Genomic DNA, 1559 nt, shown 5'->3' with positions numbered 1-1559 from the left:
CGCTGGTTGTCAATCTGGTGTGACCTGTTTGGTGTGTTTATCCTGCGAGGAGTTCGAGCAGGGTAGGTGGGGTGTGGGTTTTGCCGTCTTTGTGGGCGAGGTTCAGGGTCACTTGCTGCGGGGGTGGGCTCACGACGGGTGGTTTCCGGTAGCGGTGTGGGTTGGCCTGGTAGGCGGCATCGAGGGTGGCTTGGCGCTGCTGGGCGGAGTGAAGCCATGAGCCGTCATAGACCTGAGCGGGCGTGAATCCGGCTAGCGACGAGTGGTGGTGATGGTCGTTGTAGTGCTCGACGAAAGCGCCGAACCAGGCGACGGCATGGTCGATGTCGTCGAACGCTCCGGGCCACGTGGGGCCGTATTTCGTGGTCCGGAAGAAGGATTCGATCTGGGCATTGTCGTTGCTCACGCCGGGACGGATGAGGGATTGGTCGACGTGGTGTTTGCCGAGCATCTTCCGCATGGATTTGGAGGTCATCGCTGCCCCGTTGTCGCTGTGCACGGTCCTGACCTGCCGGCCGGGGTAGGTGATCACGCCCTCGATAAGCCCCTTCGCGATCAGTTCGTTCTCACGCTCCTGGACGGTCCATCCCACGATCTTGCGGGAGAACAGGTCAATGACCGCGTAGAGGGCGTAGTGCTCGCCCCGGAATGGGCCGGGCAGGAACGAGATGTCCCAACACGCGACTTCGCCAGGCGCCCGGGCGGTCAGCACCGGTGTCGGCGTGTCACGCTCACTGCCGGTTCGGCGCCGGCGGCTGCCAGTAGCGTTCATCGGGATGCTCTCCTGCCGGGCGATGCGATGATACGAGGACAACGAGGCCACGTAGCGGCCCCCGTCGAGGTCCTCGTAGAACGTCTCGGCCACGCTGGCAACCGATTTCTTCAAACTCTCAGCGATCTGCTCACGCTCGATCCCGGTCAGTCTCGCCGGGTGTGGCCGGGCAGCGTGCGGGACCGGGGCGACCGTGCGAGGCCGGGGCTTGCGCCGGTAATGGAACGAGCCCTTCGACAAGCCGATCACCGCCAGCACCCGGTTCTGCGACAGACCCGCCTCGCGCAGCGTCTGGATCAGCTCATCCTCGATACGCCGCCCCGTCTCGTAAGCAGCATGCTGAACATCGGTCAAGACGGTGCGTCCTCGCCGGAGTCGACGCCACGCACGCTCTGCATGGCGTCGATAGCTTTTCCCAACGCATCAGCCGCCCTCCGCATCTGGTCCGCGTCTCCGCGGGCCTGATCTCGTTCGGCGCGGAGCTTGTCCACCTCGTCCTGCAGCCGACGAATCTCCGCCACATCCTTACGTGCCATTGAGCCAGTATGACGAGGAACCAGCCCGACACCGAGATCTCCGTCGGCCATCGCCAGACGCCACCCGCGCATCTCCGTGCCCGTGATGCCGTGCTCGGAAAGGTACACACCCTTCGTCCCGTGCCGGGCGGCCACATACGCAAGCACATGCTCACGCTTCTCATCCACCGAGAAGATCCTCGGCGCGATTGTTACTACAGTCATTGCGAATCTCCGATCAGAACGGGTCACAACAAGACTGCCAGCCAGGG

At 63.8% G+C, this 1559-nt stretch carries 2 protein-coding genes; both read right to left on the bottom strand.

The features are described from left to right. Positions 1 to 37 precede the first annotated feature (37 nt). Positions 38 to 1126, bottom strand: a complete 1089-nt coding sequence (locus K323_RS28330) for a DDE-type integrase/transposase/recombinase (RefSeq protein WP_022887673.1) — start codon at positions 1124 to 1126, stop codon at positions 38 to 40. After that, positions 1123 to 1512, bottom strand: a complete 390-nt coding sequence (locus K323_RS0123365; protein WP_022887672.1) for a hypothetical protein — start codon at positions 1510 to 1512, stop codon at positions 1123 to 1125. The genes K323_RS28330 and K323_RS0123365 overlap by 4 nt, the downstream gene beginning before the upstream one ends. Positions 1513 to 1559 lie beyond the last annotated feature (47 nt).

The organism is Glaciibacter superstes DSM 21135 (genome assembly GCF_000421145.1).
Taxonomy (GTDB): Bacteria; Actinomycetota; Actinomycetes; order Actinomycetales; family Microbacteriaceae; genus Cryobacterium; species Cryobacterium superstes.
This window is presented reverse-complemented; position numbering and strand designations above follow the sequence as displayed.